Origin of the sequence: Brevibacillus sp. M2.1A, from assembly GCF_013284355.2 — a bacterium.
Taxonomy (GTDB): domain Bacteria; phylum Bacillota; class Bacilli; order Brevibacillales; family Brevibacillaceae; genus Brevibacillus.
On the sequence record NZ_JABSUY020000001.1, the window covers coordinates 525,226 to 543,727 of the forward strand.

At 46.2% G+C, this 18,502-nt stretch carries 18 protein-coding genes; 4 read left to right on the forward strand and 14 right to left on the reverse strand.

The window, feature by feature from the left end; all coding sequences use genetic code 11:
* Positions 1–605: 605 nt before the first annotated feature.
* Positions 606–1,085: a 23S rRNA (pseudouridine(1915)-N(3))-methyltransferase RlmH gene (rlmH, locus tag HP567_RS02330; protein WP_015894066.1), complete on the reverse strand. Its 480-nt coding sequence runs from the start codon at positions 1,083–1,085 to the stop codon at positions 606–608.
* Positions 1,086–1,089: 4 nt separating this feature from the next.
* On the reverse strand, positions 1,090–1,332 hold the full coding sequence (locus HP567_RS02335; protein ID WP_047070355.1) for a CxxH/CxxC protein: 243 nt from the start codon (positions 1,330–1,332) through the stop codon (positions 1,090–1,092).
* A gap of 173 nt (positions 1,333–1,505) precedes the next feature.
* On the opposite strand from HP567_RS02335, the gene HP567_RS02340 reads away from it, so the two are divergent.
* The gene (locus tag HP567_RS02340) at positions 1,506–2,189 is read left to right on the forward strand and encodes a helix-turn-helix domain-containing protein (protein ID WP_173611658.1); all 684 of its coding nucleotides are present in this window, start codon (positions 1,506–1,508) and stop codon (positions 2,187–2,189) included.
* A gap of 20 nt (positions 2,190–2,209) precedes the next feature.
* Entirely contained in the window at positions 2,210–3,079 is an 870-nt protein-coding gene (locus HP567_RS02345) for an IS3 family transposase (protein ID WP_255675975.1), read from the forward strand.
* 548 nt (positions 3,080–3,627) lie between these two features.
* On the opposite strand, the gene HP567_RS02350 is transcribed toward HP567_RS02345, so the two are convergent.
* Positions 3,628–4,866, reverse strand: coding sequence for a S1C family serine protease (locus tag HP567_RS02350; protein WP_173611657.1), 1,239 nt, complete (start codon positions 4,864–4,866; stop codon positions 3,628–3,630).
* Between the two features lie 281 nt (positions 4,867–5,147).
* On the opposite strand from HP567_RS02350, the gene HP567_RS02355 reads away from it, so the two are divergent.
* Complete coding sequence (locus HP567_RS02355) at positions 5,148–5,384, forward strand: hypothetical protein (protein WP_173611656.1); 237 nt, start codon at positions 5,148–5,150, stop codon at positions 5,382–5,384.
* Between the two features lie 2 nt (positions 5,385–5,386).
* On the opposite strand, the gene HP567_RS02360 is transcribed toward HP567_RS02355, so the two are convergent.
* The 6 genes from HP567_RS02360 to HP567_RS02385 form a co-directional block, all read right to left on the reverse strand.
* Positions 5,387–6,175: an MBL fold metallo-hydrolase gene (locus HP567_RS02360; protein WP_173611655.1), complete on the reverse strand. Its 789-nt coding sequence runs from the start codon at positions 6,173–6,175 to the stop codon at positions 5,387–5,389.
* A gap of 43 nt (positions 6,176–6,218) precedes the next feature.
* On the reverse strand, positions 6,219–6,992 hold the full coding sequence (locus HP567_RS02365) for a two-component system regulatory protein YycI (protein ID WP_173611654.1): 774 nt from the start codon (positions 6,990–6,992) through the stop codon (positions 6,219–6,221).
* Positions 6,979–8,361 carry a YycH family regulatory protein gene (locus tag HP567_RS02370; protein ID WP_173611653.1) on the reverse strand — a complete coding sequence of 461 codons (1,383 nt, stop codon included), beginning with the start codon at positions 8,359–8,361 and terminating at the stop codon, positions 6,979–6,981. The genes HP567_RS02365 and HP567_RS02370 overlap by 14 nt, the downstream gene beginning before the upstream one ends.
* Positions 8,358–10,181, reverse strand: a complete 1,824-nt coding sequence (walK, locus tag HP567_RS02375) for a cell wall metabolism sensor histidine kinase WalK (protein ID WP_173611652.1) — start codon at positions 10,179–10,181, stop codon at positions 8,358–8,360. Before walK ends, HP567_RS02370 begins: the two co-directional genes overlap by 4 nt.
* Positions 10,178–10,888 (reverse strand): response regulator YycF, encoded by a 711-nt coding sequence (gene yycF / locus HP567_RS02380; protein WP_173611651.1) that lies wholly within the window; start codon positions 10,886–10,888, stop codon positions 10,178–10,180. The genes walK and yycF overlap by 4 nt, the downstream gene beginning before the upstream one ends.
* A gap of 206 nt (positions 10,889–11,094) precedes the next feature.
* On the reverse strand, positions 11,095–12,591 hold the full coding sequence (locus HP567_RS02385) for a LysM peptidoglycan-binding domain-containing M23 family metallopeptidase (protein WP_173611650.1): 1,497 nt from the start codon (positions 12,589–12,591) through the stop codon (positions 11,095–11,097).
* Positions 12,592–12,764: 173 nt separating this feature from the next.
* Here HP567_RS02385 and HP567_RS02390 point away from each other — a divergent pair, with 173 nt between their 5' ends.
* Positions 12,765–13,220, forward strand: a complete 456-nt coding sequence (locus HP567_RS02390) for a hypothetical protein (RefSeq protein WP_173611649.1) — start codon at positions 12,765–12,767, stop codon at positions 13,218–13,220.
* 66 nt (positions 13,221–13,286) lie between these two features.
* Here the strand turns inward: HP567_RS02390 and HP567_RS02395 are convergent, their stop codons facing one another.
* From HP567_RS02395 to rplI, 5 genes are all read right to left on the reverse strand, one after another.
* Positions 13,287–13,502 carry a hypothetical protein gene (locus HP567_RS02395; protein WP_007720197.1) on the reverse strand — a complete coding sequence of 72 codons (216 nt, stop codon included), beginning with the start codon at positions 13,500–13,502 and terminating at the stop codon, positions 13,287–13,289.
* A 130-nt stretch (positions 13,503–13,632) separates the two neighbouring features.
* On the reverse strand, positions 13,633–14,919 hold the full coding sequence (locus tag HP567_RS02400) for an adenylosuccinate synthase (protein ID WP_173611648.1): 1,287 nt from the start codon (positions 14,917–14,919) through the stop codon (positions 13,633–13,635).
* 248 nt (positions 14,920–15,167) lie between these two features.
* Positions 15,168–16,498, reverse strand: a protein-coding gene (locus HP567_RS02405) for an IS1182 family transposase (protein WP_221867259.1) whose coding sequence is annotated in 2 segments (ribosomal slippage) — positions 15,168–15,958 and positions 15,958–16,498 — 1,332 coding nt in all. Because the reading frame shifts where the segments join, the coding sequence is not laid out codon by codon here.
* A gap of 176 nt (positions 16,499–16,674) precedes the next feature.
* The gene (gene dnaB, locus HP567_RS02410) at positions 16,675–18,024 is read right to left on the reverse strand and encodes a replicative DNA helicase (protein WP_047070269.1); all 1,350 of its coding nucleotides are present in this window, start codon (positions 18,022–18,024) and stop codon (positions 16,675–16,677) included.
* 24 nt (positions 18,025–18,048) lie between these two features.
* Complete coding sequence (gene rplI / locus HP567_RS02415; RefSeq protein WP_088910104.1) at positions 18,049–18,492, reverse strand: 50S ribosomal protein L9; 444 nt, start codon at positions 18,490–18,492, stop codon at positions 18,049–18,051.
* Between the last annotated feature and the right edge of the window lie 10 nt (positions 18,493–18,502).

Here is an 18,502-nt window from a genome sequence, read left to right on the forward strand (position 1 = left end):
GTTATTTAACCCAAGCATAATTGGGTTGATTAGTGCTGATCGAACTCTCTATTTAATGTTTTAATTAAATCCAAATCGTTCTTATCAAAAATAATTGATATTTGATTTTGATCCTACGTACCTTCATAGTTCTCAAGATATTTACTTAAATATTCAGTTTAAGGAAAGTTCAACTCCAAGTCGTTAGAAAAAGATATCTTTAAGGTAGAATTATCAGTAACATTCAGATGCACAAATGTTGCGTGCTCATTTACATCGTGACTGTAATCACTAAGTTGAAATGGATAATCCTCTTCAATTTTTTCTTTCTTTTGTCACTGAACCCACCAAGTTCATTGTAAAAAAACCTTCGTAGCTCATGAGCCATAGATATAAACCTCCATCACAAGGACATGGGGACCCTAGATTAAGTATCGCAACCACATTCATTTAAAATCTCTCGTCAATACACCAAAAACTCGACATTCTTTTTGGAGACTCCTTTATATAATTTCTCATATCTCGTAACTTGTTATGTCAAACACTAATAAAAGAAATGTAGAACCCAAGCCGCCAAAGCTTGAGCATAGTGGCATCGACTTTCAATTAAATTCTCCGCTTTACCACTATTTATGATAAGGCTCCCCCCGACTAATCCGAAACGCCCGATAAACCTGCTCCAGCAGCACCAACCGCACCAACTGATGCGGAAACGTCATCTTCGAAAACGACAGCAACGCATCCGCCCGCTTCAACACCTGATCAGCCAACCCCAACGACCCGCCAATCACAAACGCCACCTGACTGCGCCCATGCAAAGCCAGCTTGTCCATCTCCGCAGACAGCTTCTCCGACGACCACATTTGCCCATCAATCGCCAGCGCAATCACATACTGATCCTGCTTGATCTGCGCCAGGATGCGCTCGCCTTCCTTGCGCTTCACCTGCTCCATCTCCGCCGCGCTCATCTCTTCTGGCGCCTTTTCATCATTGACCTCGATCACTTGCAGCTTGCAGTAAGCAGACAGACGCTTGCTGTATTCATCAATGCCCTCACGCAAATATTTCTCCTTCAGCTTCCCTACCGTAATAATCGAAATTTGCATGGTCCTACATTCCCTTCTCTTTCAAAAGCGCAATCTGCCCAGGCTCTCCACATTCCCGGCAACGCTTGTCTACTCCATCGCCCTCAATCGCCTGTGCCGCATACGTATCCGGCGCCGCCTCAAAATCATTAACGTAATCATCCAACTCCTGCTCCAAATGCTCCATACAAGCAAACCGCACCGGATATTCCGCCAACAGCTCAACTTCTTTTCCTTCTATTTGCAAGCTTTTCATCTTCATGTCCATATCAAATGCCTCTTTTCCGTACAAATAATGTCGCTTCCTATTCTACCCCAGAACCGCAACAAAACAAATGAATCCACCAAAAAGACCTCGATGAGTTTACAATCTGATATGCTCCCCTTCAGGTAGACAGTTGCAATAATAAAACTGTCTACCTGTAAGGAGGAGCATTTTTTATGTCCCATAAAGCAAAAATAGCTGGACCAGAAAAGGTTGCAGTTATCGAAAGATATCTTCGCGGGGAAGATTCTCTAAATCATTTAGCAAGTTCTCTAAATGTTACCTTTCCGTCCATGAAACAATGGCTTCAAACCTATCAATCATTAGGTCCAATTGGACTGCTCAGTACTTCTAAGAATAGAACATATTCCACAGAACTAAAGAAATCTGCTGTCCAAGATTATCTAGCTGGCGGTCTTTCTCATATGGAGATATGTAAGCGATATGGCATTAAATCAACCCGCCAACTGCGTAATTGGATTCTAAAGTATAATGGTCATGAAAAGTTGAAATCTTCCGAAACAGGAGGAACACCAATCATGACAAAAGGACGAGCGACTACTTTCGAAGAAAGAATCGAAATTGTGAAATTCTGCTTAGAACATCAGCATAATTATGCCCAAGCAGCAAAGGAATTTCAGGTGTCTTATCAGCAGGTTTACTCATGGACAAATAAATACATCAAATTTGGCGTAGATGCACTTCAGGACAAACGTGGGAAACGAAAATTTGAAAACGAGAGGTCTGAGCTTGAGAACCTACGAGCCCAAAATACACTACTTCAAGCTGAGAATAAAAGAAAGCAAATGGAGATCGATTTTCTAAAAAAGCTAGACGAAATTCAAAGGAGGCGACAATAAACCAAGTCCGCAATGAACCCATTTATCTTGCCATTCGTGATCTGTACGACAGTAAATCATATTCTATCAGCCAACTTTGTGAAATCGCAGGAATTCCGCGTTCCTCGTATTATAAGTGGCGAAATAGAAAAGAAAGTGAAAATGAGAAATTCAACAAAGTGTTGCTACCTATGATTAAGCGTGCCTACGAAGAAAAAAACGGTATTCTTGGTTATCGCCAGATGACCATGAAACTGAATCGAGAGTTCCATCTTTCTATCAACCATAAACGTGTATACAGACTCATGGGTATTTTAGAATTGAAATCCGTATGCCGCAAAAAGAAAAAGAATTACGTTCCGACAACGCCTGAAATCACGGCAGAAAATGTCTTGAACAGGGATTTCAAATCCGTGGAATTGGGTACAAAGTGGCTCACAGACGTAACGGAAATGAAGTACGGCCTTCAAAGCAAGGCTTATTTGAGCGCAATTCTGGACTTGTCGGATAAAAGTATTGTTTCTTTTGTGGTCGGGCACTCCAATAACAACGAGCTTGTGTTTAGAACGTTTGATATTGCCCATCGGGCATATCCTAATGCGAAACCCATCTTTCACAGTGATCGAGGATTTCAATACACGAACAAAATGTTCAAGAAGAAATTAGATGATACAGGAATGACTCAGAGCATGTCGAGGGTAGCGAGGTGCATCGACAATGGTCCAATGGAATCATTCTGGGGAATGTTAAAATCGGAGATGTACTATCTCCATAAATTCAATACATACGAAGAGCTAGAAGGAGCCATTACGGAATACATAAATTACTATAATAATCATCGGTACCAGAAAAGGCTAAACCGTATGACGCCTCTAGAATATAGGCAATATCTAAAAAGTTCTGTGGCATAAAGAAGACACCAACCTAAGTTCAGATTGGTGTCTAAGCTTTTTGTTTTTTCACTGTCTACTTGACAGGGGGCACTTCAATCATAAGCCTTTGTATTTTATTGCTTTTATTTTTTTACTTCCGACGGACATGTAAAGCTGTAGAGAGAAAAAAGAAGAAAACGGCGAAAGTCTTTGGGATACCAACCGAAGCGCAATGGAAAAAAAGAAACCTGCCTTTAGCGTCCACCTCTGAGACACTACGTAGCTGCCCGACTTTGGACGCGGGTTTCTTTTTTTACATGGAGCTGGGCAGAACCGCCTCACGGCAGGTAGCCCAAGAACTTGAGCGTTTTCTTCTTTTTTCTCTCCTCCACCGAAAGCCCGTCTAACAAAAAAAGAGAGCGCCGTATCAGCTCGGCGCTCTTAAGAAGGGATCTATTTAAAAATAGATAGAGGGGGGAACTTAGGATACTGCATATATGCAAACGGGACAAAATGCATCCCGGAATTGCCCATCAAAGTTTGTTTCCTTCACATGCCTGCCCACAAAATAGATTGGTCAGTGCTCCTTACTGCTGTGGCGGAGCGGTCAGCTTCACTTTGGCAGTCTTCTGGATACCGTCACGATAGAACGTAACGTCCATCGTATCGCCCGGCTTTTTGTTCATCGTCAGATACTTACGCAGCTGAGCGCTGGTGGAAATGTTCTTGTCATCCAGCTTGACGATGACGTCGAATTGTCTCAAGCCTGCTTGACCCGCAGGAGAGAATTTGCCTACCTCTGTTTGCACGACGACGCCAGTATTCACATTGTCAGGCAGATTCAAGGTTTCTTTCCATTCGTAGCGCGGCACATTGGCCAAGTCGAGTGGCTGCACACCGAGGTAAGAACGTTGCAGCGTGCCTTTTTCCATCAGTTGGTCCACGATTACTTTGACATCATTGATCGGGAGGGCAAAACCTAACCCTTCGACACCTGCTTTGGAAATTTTCAAGGTGTTAATTCCGATGACCTGACCCTCGATATTTACGAGGGCTCCACCGCTGTTACCAGGGTTGATCGCTGCGTCTGTTTGAATGACATCCAGCTCCCAGTCGTCCTGACCATCTTCGTTAAAGTCCATGGGCATGGAGCGTTCCTTGGAACTGATGATACCTTGTGTAACCGTCCGGGAGAACTGCATGCCCAATGGGTTCCCGATAGCAATGGCCGGCTCGCCCACCTGTAAGGTAGAGGAATCACCAAACTCGGCAACGTCCGTAACCTTGGAGGCGTCGATTTCCAGTACAGCCAGATCGGCGTAACCATCGGCGCCGACCACTTTTGCCGACACTTTTTCACCAGTTGGCAGGGCGACCTCCAGTTTTTGCGCCTTATCGATTACGTGATAGTTCGTAACGATGTAGGCCTTTCCGCCTTTTTTCTGAAAGATGACACCAGAGCCTTGGCCCTGCTCTACATCCATCGAGTTCTGCATCCAACTGTTTCTGCGCTGACCGATGTTGATTACACCAACGATTGCATTTTCTACTTGTTTCACCGCATCTACTGTACCCGATCCCACACTAACAGATACTGGCTTGGCAAACAGGTTAGAAGCAGAAGCGGAGGCATTGCTGCTTATCGCATTTTCTGTTCCAGGCTTAACCATATTAATATATCCCGCATTGGAGAGAGTCGGCAGCGTGAGCAGGACGACCATCCCCCCAATTACCGCGGACGTCACCGACGTCACAACCATACGCCCAATGTTAGAACCGCGTTGTTTTTTTCGCTCCACGTGAGTGAAATCATCATAAAAACCCATGATTCATACCTCTCCTTTCTATCTTCTACCATTACTAGCTTTGCAGGTTTTTCATGCTCGTATACACAATGACATGCGCCATAGTTGGTTTGCATGATTGATTTGGTTGATGTCTGTTTCCTTTTGACACCCTTAGTATACGACCCGCTTTCGGCAAAATGGCGTGAGAATTATGGAAAGGTTGTGGAATAGAAAAAAGCTCCCGGAATATTTCTCCGAGAGCACGGATATGATAGATTAAAAGCTTTTCCTGCCAGACCAAATAGAAAGGATTGATAGACTTGAAAGAAGTCCACCTCATCGCCAAGCTGGCTGACCTTCAGGAAGTAGACTACCACAATACGCTTGTCCTGCATGCCTTGATCGAGTTGCTCGTAGCCAAAGGACTGCTAACTCACGACGAGCTGACTGCCAAAGTGAATGAGCTCGATACACAATTAACTTTCCATATCGATACGTATGCGAAGCTCACAGAGCGTCTCGCCAGTCGTCAGGCAGGGATCAAACCGATCTTATAGCTTTATAACTCTTCCAGCTTGGTAGGTCGATCCGGGTACGTATCGCGCAGATGCACATCGTCACCAACAGACATGCCCCGCTCCTCCAAGATGTTTTTGACCGTCAGTCTGGCCAAATCAATCATGTTGTTTTCCTTACTCAAATGGGCGAGGTACACGCGTTCTGCCCCACCTGTTAGACAATCGAGCAAAGCATCGCCCGCCGCTTCATTGGACAAGTGCCCGACATCACTCAAGATACGTCTCTTGATGCTCCAAGGGTACTGAGACATGCGCAACAGCTCGACATCATGATTGGACTCGAACACATACGCATCTGCTCCACGAATCGTCTCTTTAATACGATCACTCACATACCCCAAGTCAGTCGCGACACTGAGCTTTTTCTTGCCATGATAAAAACAGAAGCCCATCGGCTCGGCGGCATCGTGCGAGATTCCGAATGACTCGATGCCCAAATCCTCCAACTCTTTCTTTTCCCCCACAGAAAAGAAGCGTCGCTGATCTTCCTTGATCGTCCCGATTTGCCCATCCAGCTCCGACCACGTCTTTTCATTGGCGTAAATCGGCAATCCATATCGCCGCGCCATGACGCCGACCCCTTTAATATGGTCGACGTGCTCATGGGTGACGAGAATGGCGCTGAGATCCCCTGGATTGACACCAATGGTCTCCAGTGCCGCTTCTGCCTGCTTTCCTGTAATGCCTACATCGATTAATACGGAAATACGGTCTGTTGCCACATAAATGGCGTTGCCCGTACTCCCGCTTGCCAACACACTAAATCTCACCGAACATCCCTCTTCCCGTATCTTTCCCAGGCTGTCTATCTTTTTAGAGCAGCGTAACCATCGGACGCTCCAGAGCTCCTGTAATCGCGTTGACAAAATGCCATTTGCCATCGTGAACCACACGCCATACAGGCACCAGCGTCTGAATATCCGCATCGTAAGAACCGTAATAACCCAAGCTCACATTCTCAATCCGTTCCCCTGGTGAAATGATTTGCTTGTCCACCAGAGAGCGTAGTGCCGCATAACCAGAGATCACCTGTCGTTCCCCCTGCTGCTTGCGAAGGTGGAAAAAGGTCTGCCTGTAGCCAAGTATCGCTCCGTTGTCCAAATACATTTCCAACGGCGCGACGAATACTGGCATTTTATCATAGACCTGCCAATACAAAAGCCGCGCTTGATTCGATTGATACGGATCGGCTACGTATTGATCGGAATAAATCAGCCTTGGACCAATTTGACGCAAGAACTCCTGAGGATTCAGTTGACCTCGAATCTGCATCGGTGGATCCAGCTTGGCAGCCAGCGCCATCTTTTCTACCGTCGCCTGAAGCCCCGATATCTCATGCAAGGAAATCGGATTAATTCCGATATACTCCGCATCCAAATTGGACATTTCCGGTGTATCCTGCGGCACTTCTGTATCCAATGTGATATTTTGCTGATTCAAGTACAGCTCTGTATTCCATTTCTCGCTCTGCGCGACTTCCTTGTCATTCCACAGGCTAATGCGCGTCACATACACCTGATACAGGAGAAACAAATCGAGGAGAAGAAAGGCCCAGATCAGAATCGTCTTGGTCCTACTCCAATCCATGCGCCTTCCCTCCTCCCTGTTTGGTGTGCGCAGAAATATACAGGTTCGCCTGATTCGCCAATTCCACTACCCAGATTGGCATCAGGTCCACGTATCCTTCGCCTACTTTGGTATGGTAAGCCAAATAAGCGTTCGTGATTTTTTCTGTGTCCGCCAGCTTTTTGTCGCGGATATATTGATACAGCTCAGGACCAGACATGATCGTCCACTCTTTATTGTCGATATACTTGTCCAAATCCAGCAGCGAACGACTCATCGTCACAACCTGGCCTGCTTCTGAGGTAATTTGGATCGTATCGATTTGCTTGGCTTCCCCATCACTGATCAAAGGATACGCCCCCAAGTACTGGCGGAATGTGATCAAGTCTTTTTCATTGTAGCTCTTCTTGATTCGTTCAAAATGGTACTCATCGAGCCAGCCCAAGTGCTTATTCATGAAGGTAACGGCACTCTGCACTTTTTCTTCATCTGACAGCACCTGATCCCGCTGTTGGTACGCCGGGTCGGTAAACGTGAACGCCTGCTGCTCTGATCTCAATTGAATCGATCTGCTGCCATCTGTAAAAATAACCGTTTTGTCCCGCTCCATGATTTGTCTGACGAGCGATTGATCGATAAAGTAGGACTCGATTAGTCTTTCATTCGTAACAGGTACGTAGCTGTAGCGGAATTGCTGCATGCGCAACTGATTCTTGGGCAAATAGTAAGTGCTCCACATCAGCGCAGGTCCTTCCAAATCTACGAAGCTTCGCTCTGGTTTGACGATTTTCATGATTTGCTCAGGCATTAAATCACCAGAAGCCAAATACGATTCTCGCAAATCCTTTGGGCTGATAGACGTTCGAGAACGCATCATTCGACCTTCCTCAGTCGACAGAAACAACGCGTAGACGACATCCTCGTCCTTCTCGTAGTACACCCACAATCGGTCAATCCCTTTCAATCGGTTGTCAAACTCATCCCGAAAGGTTACCAGCCGACCTACAATTGACAAGGGAACCGTGCTCCGAAAGCGCACTTCCAACCCCATCTTTTCCCGGGCAATATCTTCCCATTTCTCGTTGGAGATGGTGAGCGGAGAAAAATCGAGGAAGATCCATTTCGACATTTCTCGCACGATCAAACTGTAAGGAGCATCGGTTGCGGATGCTTTCGTATGGCGATCTTCCCCATAGTGAAAAACAACGGATTCCGGCGTAACGAGCTGTTCGAGTTGTTTTTCCTGAACTGGCTTTGACTGCGTGTATTCTGCCGGTTCAATAAATTGAAGGTTAGGTTGATTCGACCACAACATCGCTGTCAAAACAAAGCTGGCTAGCACTAGCAGATTGAGTAAGACGGTCTTGGCAGGCTCTAGCATCCGCTTCATCCCGTTTTTCCTCCTTGGGCAAATGGCACCCAGAACGTGACTGTCGTTCCAGCGTTCCATTCGCTCGTAATCTCGATATCTGCACCGTGTGCCTGTACTAATTCGCGGGCAATCGCCAATCCCAGACCTGTTCCACCCTGGCCGCGCGAACGCGCCTTGTCTACGCGGTAGAAACGCTCAAAGATTCGCTTCAAATCGCGGCTGGGAATACCGATTCCTGTGTCGGTGATGGAGATTTGGACCCGCTTTTGCTTGTGGTTCTCTCTTGCCATGAGAACCACAGTGCCCCCTTGAGGCGTATACTTGATCGCATTGGACAAAAGATTATCCAATACTTGATTGATCGCATCCAGATCAATGTAAACCGGCGGAAGCTTGCTCGGCATATCCAGACTGAGCTGGACCTCCTGTTGCTCACTGAACATGGAAAAACGATCAGCAGCATAGTGAAGCAATCGATTGAGGTCCGCTTCCTTGCAATGCAGACGAACCCCTTGCGAATCAAAACGCGATAGCTGCAATAAATCGTTTACCAAGCGAATCATGCGCTCTGTCTCGGACGACGTAACCTTCAAGAAACGTTGGGACAGCTCTGGATCCTCCACTGCGCCATCCAGCAGCGCTTCCACGTAGCTTTTAATAGTCGTCAGTGGTGTCCGCAGCTCATGCGACACATTCGCTACGAATTCGCGGCGCTGCTGCTCCAGTCGCTGCTGCTCCGTCACATCGGCTACGACAGCTATGATCCCGCCCATTTTTTTGCTATCGTGCTGCAAAGGCGTAAACGTCACACGCAGGATTACCTCTTCCTTATTCGGCAACGTCATCTCAATAATAAGCGGTTCTTCCTGCGCATAAAGCGACATCTCATCTTCTGGCGGCAGGCCCAACAAATCATACAAGGTGCGTCTCTTGAGAAGGACGTAAGCCATCGTCACCTGCAACATATCTTCTGCGGCCCGATTAAACAGGATGATCTGTCCATTCCGGTTAGCGGCAATAACACCGTCCGTCATGTTGCTCAAAATTCCCGCGAGCTTCTCACGCTCTTCCTCTTGCTGCAAGATCGCTTCCTGCAAACGCAAGGTCATATGATTAAAGGCCATACCGAGTTGGCCAATTTCATCATCGCTATAGACTCTTACACTACTATTAAAATCCCCATCTGCCACCAATCGTGCCTGACGGGTCATCTCCTTCACTGGCTTGGTGATGGTGCGGGCCAATACGACCCCGAGTACCGCCGTAATGGCCATAGCGATCATCGTACCCGTCCCCAGGATGCCGTTCATTTTCCCAATCGTCGCATAAGTACCTTCCATCGAAGCAATCATGTAGACCGCACCGTATACAATCTGATCGCCCTTAACAGGTAACGCCAATACTTTCACCCGCGCCCCCGTCTTCGGGTCGATCCGCATTGATTCACTACGCGTCCCGAGTAAGGCAACCGTCACTTCAGGCTGCGAGGTCCGCTGTCCAATTGTACTTTTGTCCTCTGTCGTCGCAACCACCGTTCTTGTCTGATCGATGACCTGCACATTGGCTCCATTGATTTTAACTAGGTTATTGATCAGGTTGTCGATGTCCTGGCGGTTTTGTTCGGCGTTGGATTCCTTCCCGTCATGCGGACGCAAATCGCTTTCCAGCAAACTCGCTAACAAACTAGCTTGTCCATTCAAAGCCTCGGAAAAGTTGTTGATGTAGTAGCTCTCGACTTCCCGGGCAAAGTAGGCGCTAATAAATTGCATCGCAAGCAAAATCAACAGCATGTAAATGATGACCATTTTCCACTGAACGGTTTTGAACAGCCGCCTCATCCAGGCTGGCCTCCCATGCCGGGATTGCGTAATGTATAGCCCAAACCACGCCGCGTAATAATGTACCTCGGCTGGCTTGGATCATCCTCGATTTTTTCCCGCAAACGACGAATGGTCACATCTACCGTCCGCACATCTCCAAAATAGTCAAATCCCCAGACCGATTGCAAGAGATGCTCTCGCGTCAGTACTTGTCCCTGATGGCGAGCGAGGTACACCAGCAGCTCAAACTCACGGTGCGTCAGCTCTAATGCTTCTCCCACCTTTTCGACGGTATACGAGTTCAAATCAATTTCCAGCTCATGTACGCGCAGTACATGCTGGCTATCCTTCTCTTCCACTTTCGAGCGGTTACGGCGCAAATGGGCCTTTACACGAGCTACCAGCTCACGCGTACTAAATGGCTTCGTCACGTAATCGTCTGCGCCCAATTCCAGCCCGAGTACCTTATCCAATTCAGAGTCTTTGGCAGTCAGCATGATGATCGGCACATCATACGTTTGGCGAACGGTTCGGCATACGTCCATTCCGTCTCTGCCTGGGAGCATAACATCCAGTAAAATCAAATCCGGTCGTTCATCCTTGACCACGACAAGTGCCTCATCACCATCGTAGGCGCATACGACCTGATATCCTTCTTTTTCAAACGTGAATTTCAAAATATCTGCAATCGGTTTTTCATCATCAACTACGAGGAGTTTTGCCATCCTGCGCCCTCCTTTTTCTGTAAGTACGTGTTCAACAGTCTTCTGTTTCCTCTTAAACTACTTCTTCAAGGATTCCACTTCGACCGCCACTATTCCTCTACAATACACCATGTACGCCATGTAAAGAAGGACTTGGCATTCAATCCCTGCCAGCAAAAAAAGGGCCCCTCCTAAGAGTTGCCCTTTCTTATCCAGAAATTACTAGTCTATTTTAAGTAACGAATCGGGTTTTGATTTCGTCCATTTTGTAGAACCTCAAAATGCAGGTGGACGCCGGTTGACTGCCCAGTAGAACCCTTTACGCCGATTTTCTTTCCTTGGCTAACAACATCGCCGGCTTTCACATTAATGATACTCATGTGACCGTACAATGTCTTCATTCCATTGCCGTGGTCGATGATAACCGATTTTCCGTAGTCACCATTCCAACCAGCGAATGTGACACGTCCATTGTCTGCCGCCATGACAGAACCAGCACCGGCAATATCAATTCCTTTGTGCATGCTGCCCCAGCGTTTGCCGAAGCCACTGCTAATATACCCGCTAGCAGGCCAGCTCAAACGACCTGTACCGCGCGATGGGATAACTTTTGTACCGCGCTCCATAATTTGGGTTACAGGCTGCACAGTTACATCTTGTTTGATGACTTTGCGATTAACGACTTGTCCATTTTCTTTTACAATTTCGTACTTCACTGTTTTACTGCCGTTTTTACCTTCTTGTACGACCTTCGTTTCGCCTTTAGGAACCTTGTCATTATTTTTAATTTGGGTATTAAAAGCAATAACCTCTTGCTGATCTACTTCTTCTTTGACTTGTACAGTAACCAGTGGACGCACTGCGGTTACATTGATTTCTTGCCCCAATTGAAGGACGGTATTTTCCGTAACACCTGGGTTGTTTGCATAAATATCTTTTGAGGTAATGCCGTATTTCTTCGCGATACAACCGATGCAATCGCCTTCCACGACCGTGTGCTTCATATCCTTGAAGGTGCCTTTTACCAGCAACTCCTCGAGTTTATCGGCAGACAAAATTTGAGATGCATCGACTGTTTCGGTTTGCATCTCTACGTTTTCTTTAAATGCGACTTCTTTTACCGGATTTGGTTTGACTGGGACCGTGGATGCTGCTGCTACAACAGCCTTTTTCCCTGTCGTTGCGGGAACTCCGGAATATTTTTGCTTCACTTCAGCCAGTACTTGATCAGCCGATTGCTGGTCTGGCAGGTAACCTACCACTTTGCCGTCAATCATTAGCTTAACGCCCTGAACCTTGATATCCGCTACGGATGCCAGAGCTTGTACAGCGGCATCGTTATTGAACGATGCCTTGAATTCACGCTCTTCTTCGAATGTGATATAGTCAGCCATTTGCAAGTTGAGGCCTGTTTTTGCCTTTTCCTCTTCCAGCTTTGCTGCTGTCCAGTTATGTATCACATTTGGATCATTTACCACGCCAATCTCTTTGCCGTTCACACTGACATGGTAGACAGAATTGACATTGCTTGTGTAGTAGTATTGTGCAGATGCCCCAGCAGCAATCGTCAAAACTAGACCTGCCGCAATTGAAAGCGATTGTTTTTTATGCGACTGGATATAAGAGCTTGTACGTTTCATTGTACGTTTCGCCAGATCACTGCAATCCCGAACGATTCGTGATGACCGTTCCTGCAGCTTGGCCTTCCATTCTGACCAATGCATAACTTGTCCCTCCTGAAAACAGATACAACTTGCTCGTTCCATTTCCTGAAAATTTTTAATTTATTGACTAGGTCGTAAATCCCATAATTTAGTTTCCATTTATCTGCCAAATTGCCTAAAGAAACCAACTATGTCGACTTTACCATAAGATTAACGACAACATCAAGTGTAAATTGCTGTCGAATAAAAAAATAGACACAGAGTCACTATATGTACAAACAATTGGTAGCATTTATCATATCTGGAGGCTGATAGACGTGAAGGAACGTAACATTCTTGCTGGATTTCACACCGAAGATGATGCCCAAAAGGCAGAAAAAGCGCTTCGACAAGCTGGTTTTTCCATCATTCAGATCGACAGAATCGGACAATTCCCTGGTGACGGGAATGAACAAATCCTGAATCCCATAACCGGAGATTTTCCCAGCTTGGGCAACCTTACACTGGCAGGTGACTTCCCAAGCGGCAGGGATGCAAGCGTCATGGCCGCAGTAGATCCAGACGCCAGCGGCATGGCCGACCGGGGTGATGACAATATGAATCGCAGTGTCTTGTTAACGGCAGTCGTACCAGAGGAACAAGGTGATCTTGCGACAGAGATCATCCGATCGTATGGGGGCATGATCTAAAATAAATATAGCCATCTTCCTAAATATCTAGGAAAGATGGCTTATTTCGTTATGAGCATCTGTGACTCACACCTCTTGCATCGAGGTAACGTCTTTTAACGCAAGTCTGCGTATTTTCGTTTTCTCGGCGTCATTTGGTTGTTTGTATGTGGTGATAAAGCATAAGTATCCATTGTTGAAATGTGTCATGGTTCCCTTGATGACGACGCCATTGATCATTTTTACCTGTACATTTTTGCCCAGCAGCTTCATGGCCTTTTGGTCAAATCCAAAACCCATCATCACCATCACCTCTCCATTTCTCCCTATGTCTAACCATATGCCCAGAGGGTGTCGTTTCGTGTCTGTCCCTTGCAAAAAAAGAAAAGCTGCCGAATACTCGACAGCTTTCTTCTATTATATAGTCGATAGCTTATCCGTAAATGCCACGGACAACGACAGTTTGTTCACGATCTGGTCCTACGGAGAAGATCGACATTGGAATACCAGTCAGTTGCGTGATGCGCTCAATGTAGTGACGAGCGTTTTCTGGCAAGTCGTTCAGATTGCGAACGCCTGTAATATCCTCTGTCCAACCTGGCAGTTCCTCATAAACTGGCTCGCATTTCGCCAGCAGGTTGAGGTTCGCCGGGAACGACTCGATGATTTCACCATTGTATTTGTACGCTGTGCAAATACGCAGTGTCTCAATGCCAGACAAGGTATCCAGCTTGGTGATCGCCAAACCAGTGATACCGCTGACGCGACGAGCATGACGAACAACTACACTATCAAACCAGCCTACGCGGCGTGGACGACCTGTTGTTGTACCATATTCGAAGCCAACCTCACGAATATGATCGCCAGTAGCATCATTCAGCTCAGTCAGGAAAGGACCGTCACCTACACGCGTCGTGTAAGCTTTTGCCACCCCGATTACTTGGTGAATCTTGGTTGGTCCTACACCAGAACCAATAGTCACACCACCCGCGATTGGGTTGGAGGACGTTACGTAAGGATACGTACCTTGGTCAATATCGAGCAATACGCCTTGTGCGCCTTCAAACAATACGCGGTTGCCGTTATCAATGGAGTCATTGAGGACAACAGATGTATCAGCTACGTAAGGACGAATGATTTCTGCCAGAGCCAAGTATTCATCCAGAATTTCTTGAAGCTCAAAGCCAGTTGTGTTGTACAGCTTCTCTAGCAGCAAGTTCTTCTCTGCCAGGTTGCGCTCGAGCTTGCGAGCAAACTCATCGCGATCCAACAAATCAGCGATACGAATACCGATACGTGCTGCTTTATCCATGTATGCAGGTCCGATACCTTTACGGGTCGTACCGATTTTGTTAGCACCGCGGCTATCTTCCTCTACGCCATCCAGCTTGATGTGGTACGGCAGAATCACATGTGCGCGATCACTGATTTTCAAATTGCTTGTAGAAAAACCGAAGCTGTGAATGTACTCCAGTTCTTTTACCAATGCTTTCGGATCGATTACCATACCGTTTCCGATTACGCAGGTCTTGTCACTATAAAAAATTCCGGATGGAATCAAATGCAGCTTATACTTGTTACCATCAAAAATAATGGTATGGCCTGCGTTGTTACCGCCTTGATAACGAGCCACTACCTCTGCACTTTCAGCTAGATAGTCTGTAATTTTACCTTTACCTTCATCGCCCCACTGGGTTCCGACGACAACGACTGTTGACATCGAAAAACACCTCCTGATATTATCATGTCTTTTCGGGCCTGAAACAATCTAAGTTTACTAAACGAGACTCCCCATGTCAACGCTAAATACGAACATTCATATTGTTAGTTCTTAATATGTTCGGCAATTCAATATAGAAAAAAAAGCCGGAATATCTCCGGCTTCAGACTGAAGAGAAACCCCCTTTTTGGGGGATTTCTTTTTGGTATTGTTCCAGCACGAAGTGCTGAAAAAGAGGTAGCCTGCACCTAACTTGCCTTCGCTAGGTGTAGTGCTATCTTTTTAATGTTTTGAACTGTTGCTGTCATCAATGCCTGCTCTTGGACATTTTCTCGTCCGCGTAACCTGCAATAGCGAAGCCCATGCAGTTCTTTAGCATCTGCAAAGCTTCGCTCTATGGTTTGGTATCTTAATCTATACAAATATTTCCCTGATTTACTTAAACGGTTCTGTCGAACCCATTCCTTACTCTCTTCCCAAACGTGCCTGCTTATCACCTTTTGGTGATTTTTAGATCGGGTACACTCAGCAAGCCTCGGACAAGTTTTACATGTTTCTTTATCGGACTTATATATCCTGTATCCGTTTCGATCGGTAGTCGAATAAGTAAGCTTATGTTTTTGAGGGCATACGTACACGTCAAGCTCAAGATCATATTTAAAGCGCCATTTAGAAAAAAGACCTTTAACAGGTGTAAAGGCACGATGACCGATGACAGCAAATACATTTATATCGTGAAGTGCCTTGCAGATTGGAGTAGTTAGATAACCTGCATCTAATGCAACAGCTTCAATTGAATCCTTAAAACCAAACTTCTCGATTTGGAGATTCAGCCTATCTATGTAAGGAACGGAATCATGGACATTGCCAGCAGTCACATGTACATCGGTAATAATATTGTACTTATGATCGACGGTTCGGTGATCAAGATAGAAAAAGCCTTCGGGCTTGCCGTCTCGAACCATGTAGCCACTTTCTGGATCAGTGGTGCTCACCTTGATTTCCTTTTCTTCCTTCACACCCTCTCTAGGCTTTAATCCTTTTTTCCATGTACTTCACGGTCTTCATTAATTGCTGCCTCTAAATCTTTGAGGTAGGCACGACTCGTTTTCTCGATGACATGCTTCTTAAATTTTCGTTTATTCGCATTTGCTTTAAGATGCGTGGAATCACTTATCAAGACACGTCCACCGATCATTCGATTCTGAATAGCCAAGCGCACAATTTCATCAAAAATCTCCTGAAAAACATTTGTATTTCTAAAACGAGTTCGACGATTCCAACTGATTGTTGTATGATCTGGAACTCGATCTGTTAAAGAAAGGCCAAGAAACCAACGATAGGCAATGTTGGTCTGAATTTCTTTTTCGAGCTGCCTCTCTGAGCGGATACCGTAAAGGTATCCAATGAAAATCATTTTAAATAACACAATAGGATCAATGGAAGGTCTACCGTTATCTTCGCAATAATATTGACGTACTTTTTCTCGGATGAAGGAGAAATCTATATGCTTTTGAATTACCCTTAATAAATGGTCCTCCGGGACCAATTCATCGAGGCATACAAATTCGTAATGCATTTGTGGATTTTTATCATTGGAGGAAAGCACAATTATCACCTACTGTTAAATGATATTATAAAAATAATAACACATTAACGCGGTGTCGCTTTAAAATTAAGTGAAATAAAAATGGCTGTCGACTTTCTCGACAGCCTGAAGCCGGAATATCTCCGGCTTTTCTTCCATTCCAACTATTAACCTGCTTGATTTCGAAAGCGATGATCCAAGTTAACGAATTTGTTGAATTCTTTCAGGAACGCCAACTCCACCGTTCCGGTTGGGCCGTTACGCTGTTTGGCGATAATGACTTCGATGACATTCTTGTTCTCTGTTTCCTTGTCATAGTAGTCATCACGGTACAAGAAGGCAACGATATCGGCGTCCTGCTCAATCGAACCCGATTCACGGATATCAGACATCATCGGTCGCTTGTCCTGCCGTTGCTCTACACCACGGCTCAACTGCGACAGGGCGATAACCGGCACGTTCAGCTCACGCGCGATCCCTTTTAGCGTACGAGAGATCTCAGATACTTCCTGCTGACGGTTATCTCCTTTGCCTCGTCCATGAATCAGCTGAAGGTAATCGATCAGGATCAAGCCCAAGCCCTTCTCTGTCTGAAGGCGACGGCATTTCGCCCGGATGTCCTGTACAGTAACCCCCGGTGAATCATCGATGTAAATCGGCGCTTTCGCCAGCGTACCGATTGCCATCGTCAACTTTTGCCAATCGTCTTCCTCCAATGTACCGGAACGCATCCGGGACGCATCCAGATTGCCCTCCGCACAAATCATACGCTGAACCAGCTGAGAAGCACCCATCTCCAAGGAGAAGATGGCTACGGTCTCTCCTGCACGGGCTGCTACGTTTTGCGCGAGATTCAAGGCAAAAGCCGTCTTCCCTACAGAAGGACGGGCTGCCAAGATAATCAGGTCACTGCGCTGCAATCCTGCTGTCATCTTGTCCAAATCCGTATATCCCGTAGAAATCCCCGTAATATCACCGCGTCGCTGACTCAAAAACTCAATCCGCTCATACGTTTCCAGAAGGGCATCACGAATCGGTGTAAAACCGCCACTGTTGCGATTTTGACCGATCTCCATGATGTACTTCTCCGCATCCGCGATGATCTGCGTGACATCATCCTCACGGGAGTATCCGTCATTGGCAATCTTCGTAGCTGTATGAATCAATCGCCGAAGCAGCGATTTTTCTTCTACGATTTTTGCGTAGTATTCGATGTTGGCTGCCGTTGGAACAGAGCTGGCGATTTCCGTGAGATACGTAACCCCACCGACTTCATCCAGCAGCTTGTGATCCTGTAAATCCGCTGTAACAGTAACCAGATCGACAGGTTCGCCTTTTTCATACAGGTCCACCATCGTTTGAAAGATGCGCTGATGCGCTGTCTTGTAAAAATCCTCCGGACGGAGAATTTCAATGGCCGTGATTAAAGCTTCCTTAGACAAGAACACGGCACCCAGTACCGATTGTTCCGCTTCCTTGTTCTGTGGCGGCACACGATCCAAAAACAGGTCGCTCACGTCACACCCCCCACAATTGAGACATTATTCTTCCACAACGTGTACTTTCAGAGTAACCGTTACTTCGTTGTGCAGTTTTACTTTGATTTGCGTCACGCCCAAAGCACGGATTGCATCCATTTCGAGCTTACGCTTGTCTACTTTGATTTTAAACTGATCTTCCAGCGCTTGCGCTACTTGTTTGCTGGAAATTGCACCGAACAAGCGTCCGCCTTCGCCTGCTTTTCCTGTTACTTTCACTGTCAGCTCTTCCAGCTTTTTGCCGAGCTCCTGAGCATCCAGCTTTTCTTGCTCCTTGCGCTTATCTTCGCTGCGCTTTTGAGCGTCGAGCGTTTTCACGTTACTATCTGTCGCTTCTTTTACCAGCTTCTTTGGCAACAAGAAGTTGCGTACATAGCCCTCTGACAAATCCTTAACTTCGCCTTTTTTCCCTTGGCCTTTTACATCTTGAAGAAAAATGACTTTCATCATCGTTTCC

Bases quoted from the DNA above. Each gene is read 5' to 3' on its own strand.
- HP567_RS02335 (WP_047070355.1), bottom strand. From the start codon at position 1,332: ATGGACATGAAGATGAAAAGCTTGCAAATAGAAGGAAAAGAAGTTGAG.
- HP567_RS02350 (WP_173611657.1), bottom strand. From the start codon at position 4,866: ATGGGTTTTTATGATGATTTCACTCACGTGGAGCGAAAAAAACAACGC.
- rplI (WP_088910104.1), bottom strand. From the start codon at position 18,492: ATGAAAGTCATTTTTCTTCAAGATGTAAAAGGCCAAGGGAAAAAAGGC.
- walK (WP_173611652.1), bottom strand. From the start codon at position 10,181: ATGAGGCGGCTGTTCAAAACCGTTCAGTGGAAAATGGTCATCATTTAC.
- yycF (WP_173611651.1), bottom strand. From the start codon at position 10,888: ATGGCAAAACTCCTCGTAGTTGATGATGAAAAACCGATTGCAGATATT.
- HP567_RS02395 (WP_007720197.1), bottom strand. From the start codon at position 13,502: ATGATGGGTTTTGGATTTGACCAAAAGGCCATGAAGCTGCTGGGCAAA.
- HP567_RS02340 (WP_173611658.1), top strand. From the start codon at position 1,506: ATGTCCCATAAAGCAAAAATAGCTGGACCAGAAAAGGTTGCAGTTATC.
- HP567_RS02400 (WP_173611648.1), bottom strand. From the start codon at position 14,919: ATGTCAACAGTCGTTGTCGTCGGAACCCAGTGGGGCGATGAAGGTAAA.
- HP567_RS02365 (WP_173611654.1), bottom strand. From the start codon at position 6,992: ATGGATTGGAGTAGGACCAAGACGATTCTGATCTGGGCCTTTCTTCTC.
- HP567_RS02385 (WP_173611650.1), bottom strand. From the start codon at position 12,591: ATGCATTGGTCAGAATGGAAGGCCAAGCTGCAGGAACGGTCATCACGA.
- HP567_RS02370 (WP_173611653.1), bottom strand. From the start codon at position 8,361: ATGAAGCGGATGCTAGAGCCTGCCAAGACCGTCTTACTCAATCTGCTA.
- rlmH (WP_015894066.1), bottom strand. From the start codon at position 1,085: ATGCAAATTTCGATTATTACGGTAGGGAAGCTGAAGGAGAAATATTTG.